Origin of the sequence: Stenotrophomonas sp. 2YAF22, from assembly GCF_052114665.1 — a bacterium.
GTDB classification, from domain to species: Bacteria; Pseudomonadota; Gammaproteobacteria; order Xanthomonadales; family Xanthomonadaceae; genus Stenotrophomonas; species Stenotrophomonas indicatrix.
Window position 1 is genome coordinate 1 of record NZ_JBFRFE010000494.1, and the last position, 3,306, is coordinate 3,306.

The 3,306-nt window shown below is 64.6% G+C and carries 3 protein-coding genes; all 3 read right to left on the reverse strand.

The features are described from left to right. Window positions 1–246: 246 nt before the first annotated feature. The 3 genes from dsbG to AB4Y84_RS17025 all read right to left on the reverse strand — a co-directional run bounded on the left by dsbG (window position 247) and on the right by AB4Y84_RS17025 (window position 3,076). Complete coding sequence (gene dsbG / locus AB4Y84_RS17015; RefSeq protein WP_394197238.1) at window positions 247–1,089, reverse strand: thiol:disulfide interchange protein DsbG; 843 nt, start codon at window positions 1,087–1,089, stop codon at window positions 247–249. 30 nt (window positions 1,090–1,119) lie between these two features. Continuing rightward, window positions 1,120–1,923: a redoxin family protein gene (locus AB4Y84_RS17020; RefSeq protein WP_442244548.1), complete on the reverse strand. Its 804-nt coding sequence runs from the start codon at window positions 1,921–1,923 to the stop codon at window positions 1,120–1,122. An 85-nt stretch (window positions 1,924–2,008) separates the two neighbouring features. Further along, window positions 2,009–3,076 carry a GlxA family transcriptional regulator gene (locus AB4Y84_RS17025; protein WP_442250504.1) on the reverse strand — a complete coding sequence of 356 codons (1,068 nt, stop codon included), beginning with the start codon at window positions 3,074–3,076 and terminating at the stop codon, window positions 2,009–2,011. Window positions 3,077–3,306 lie beyond the last annotated feature (230 nt).

Here is a 3,306-nt window from a genome sequence, read left to right on the forward strand (position 1 = left end):
GCACTCGAGGGCATGACGTGTGCGGCATCCATAGCGCAGTGACGCTGTATTCCATGCGCCAAGGCTAGTTCGACTGTCGTTTTTGGCCTTGATTGGGATCAAAGCGAAATGCTTGATGTCAGTCACGATTCAGACGTGACATCTGTTCGTGACGTGCGCAGCCCTCTTCGCCGGGACTGTCGCAGAAAGCAACAGGCCCACATGTCGCCATGTGGGCCTGTCACTCGGTTCAGCAGCCCGGGGGCCTCAGCGCGGGCCGAGTACCGCCTGCAGATCATTGCCCTGCGGAAGGCCGGCACGTCGCTGCACCTGGCCCTGTGCATCCTGGAACAGGATGCCCGGCGTGCCCTGGAAGCCCATCTCCACCATCAGCACCTGGTTGGCATCCAGCTTGGCCGCGATCTCCCGGCTGATGCTGGGCAGCGGCTTGATGCCACCACGATCGAACTGATGCTCGTTCTCCAGCAGTGCGGCACTGGGATCGCGTGCGGCCATGATCGCCGCCGCCTTGGCCGGACTGTCCTCACGGATCACGCCGACCATGATGTGGCGCAACTGCACCTTTCCTGCGTCGACCCAGGGCCGTGCCGCCTCCCAGAATTTGTGGCAATAAGGACAGTTGGCATCACTGAAGGTGTACACCACGCGCGGCGCTTCGGCCTTGCCATCGCGTACCCAGGCACTGGTCTCCAGCTTGCTCCACATCTTGGCCGACATCGGCGCGGCAACCAGCTTCTCCAGCGTCTCGGCTGCAACTTCGTTGCCCTCGGCGTCGAACAGGCTGCCCACCAGCACATGCTTGCCATCGGCGGTCACGTAAGCCGCCGCCGGCTGCTGGCCGCCAACCATGCCGGCAAAGCCGCGCAGGCCGCCCGGCGCGTCGAACTCGGAGACCACCTCGAAGCCATGCTTCTCGATGCCCTTCAGGACAGCCGGCAACTCACCCTTCCTGGCGGCTGCCGTTGCCGAAGCCGTTGCCGGTGCAGCGGCACCCTTGCCCGGTGGGGTCTGTGCCTGGCTGCAGGCAGCCAGCGCCAGCATGGCCGGCAGCATCAGCGTATGCGCGATGCGCGGGGAAATCGACAACATGGAAACTCCGTAGTGGGATGCCAGCGCAGGCTACCGCAGCCGGCGCAGTTTGTGTTCAAGACCGGCCTGGGTCAGTTCGCCGAGATGAAGCTCCTGCAACTGCCCCTGCGCATCGAAGAACAACGTGGAAGGAAAAGCCCGGACGTCCAGCGTGGCCGACGCAGCCGACGCCTCATCCAGCAGGACGTTGCCCAGCGCGATGTGTTCAGCGGCAAGAAAGGTCTGGACCTCCGCCAGGGTCTCGCCCTGGTTGAGGAAGACGAACTGGATATCGGCATGTTTCTGCTGGGCCGTCGCCAGCACCGGCATCTCCCGGCGGCACGGGCCACACCAGCTGGCCCAAAGGTTCAGTACCAGAGGCTTGCCATGAAACTGCTGCAGGTCAATCGCCCTGCCCTGCAGGTCGACCACCTGCAGTGTGGGCAGTGGCATCTGCTTTGCCTGCCAGTACGCCAGCCCCTGGCTTGCCCCGCCCCACAACAACAGCCCAATCAGTGCAGCTGCCAGCACCGGCGTCATCAACGGGCGCTGCCTGCGCAACCGCCACAGCGCCCAGGCAAATCCAGCGCCAACGACGACGGGCAGGTGGTACCCGCCATCGGTAATCTGCAGCACGCTCCAGGGGACTTCGCGGTAGAGGCTGAAATGCGCTGCGACAAAGGACAGCCGGCCACAGAGCAGCCCCACCAGCAACATGTCCAGCACCATTCCAGCCGCGGGCGGCCGGGCTGGACCAGGCTTGCCACGCGACCAGATCCGCGCAATGGCCATTGCCAGCAGCAGGAAGATCAGGATCAACACCACCGGCATCGGCACCGGCCCAATACTCGACATCAATTCACCCGCACTCGCCTGCAGAGACCTGCATGGTCAAAGCGTCGTGCCCGCGATGCAAGCACGACGCATCCAACATCGTTCATCAAGCGGCGTTGCGTCCCAGTTGTGTGCCCGGTGAGGCGCTCAACCCACGCAGGCTGCCGGCCACGGYAGGCGTCAGCGGTCGATCGCGGCGCTTGCTGCTGACGTGGCGACGATAGTTGGCGGGTGTCATGCCGACGATGCGCAGGAACAGCCGGCGGAATGCGCTTTGATCCGCGTAACCCACACCCCAGGCAACCTCGTCGATGCTGGCGCCCTGTTGCAGCAAGGTCTGTGCTTTGGCCACGCGCAGTCGCTGGCAGTACTCGATGGGTCGCAGCCCGGTCGCCTTCAGGAAACGACGCTGCAGCGTCCGCGGCTCCAGTCCCGAGATTTCACAGATCGCACCCAGCGTGGCGCCACGTGCAGCCGTGGTATGCAGCCAGCGCTGTGCCTTCAGCACGTCGCGGTCACCATGAGCGAAATTGGCGCTGAAACGCTCCAGATCCTGCTGGATGCCCACTGGCACCACGATCCCCAACTGCTGTGCCACCGCGCTGGCCACGCCCTGGCCGTGGAGCCGGTAAAGCAGGCGCAAGCCAAGGAAGCGCCACGCCTGTGCGCCGCCCACGGTAAGCAGATCACCATCATCGACGAGCGCGCGTTCACTGGGCGCCCAGCTGCCGACCTGCACCTGCAGCGCCGGATGACGGTTGAGGTCAGGGCCGGATACCGTGCGCCCCGTCAGCAGACCGGCCCGCGCCAGCACACTGACCCCGTCGCCCGCGGCGGCCAGCAGGCTGCCACCGTCGTAATGGGCTCGCAACCAATCCAGCAGAACATCCTCGGCACGCACCGACGCGCTGGAACTGACCTGACCCGGCAAGGCGATCACCGCAGGAATTGCCGCATCCAGCATCTCCGCACCGGCAATGCGATGCACCCCGGTGTTGCTGGCGGGCACGATCCAGCGGGTAACCAGCACCCGTTTGCAGGGTCGGCGCTGCTGCTGCACCAGACGATTGGCGACGTGCGCCATTTCCGCAAGCACCGATGCGGCCGACGGGTCGCCTCCGGGGTATTCCACCACCGCAACCTCGACGAATCCTTCGTTCCTGATTCCCTCCACTCCCCACCTCCTCTTCCGGTTCAGGCCGTCGAGCGGCCGGTTCAGGCGAAGGGTAGGAACTGCCTTGCCCTGGGGGCTATGAAGAAAGTTGCAAAGTGTGCTGAATAGGCGACGCTGGCAAAGCCTTGACTCTTGACCAGAGTCCAGGGATGACTATGCACGGCAGGTCCAAAGGAGTCCGCCGTGAACATTGGTCAGTTGGCACGTCAGGCCGGCGTTCCCATCGATAC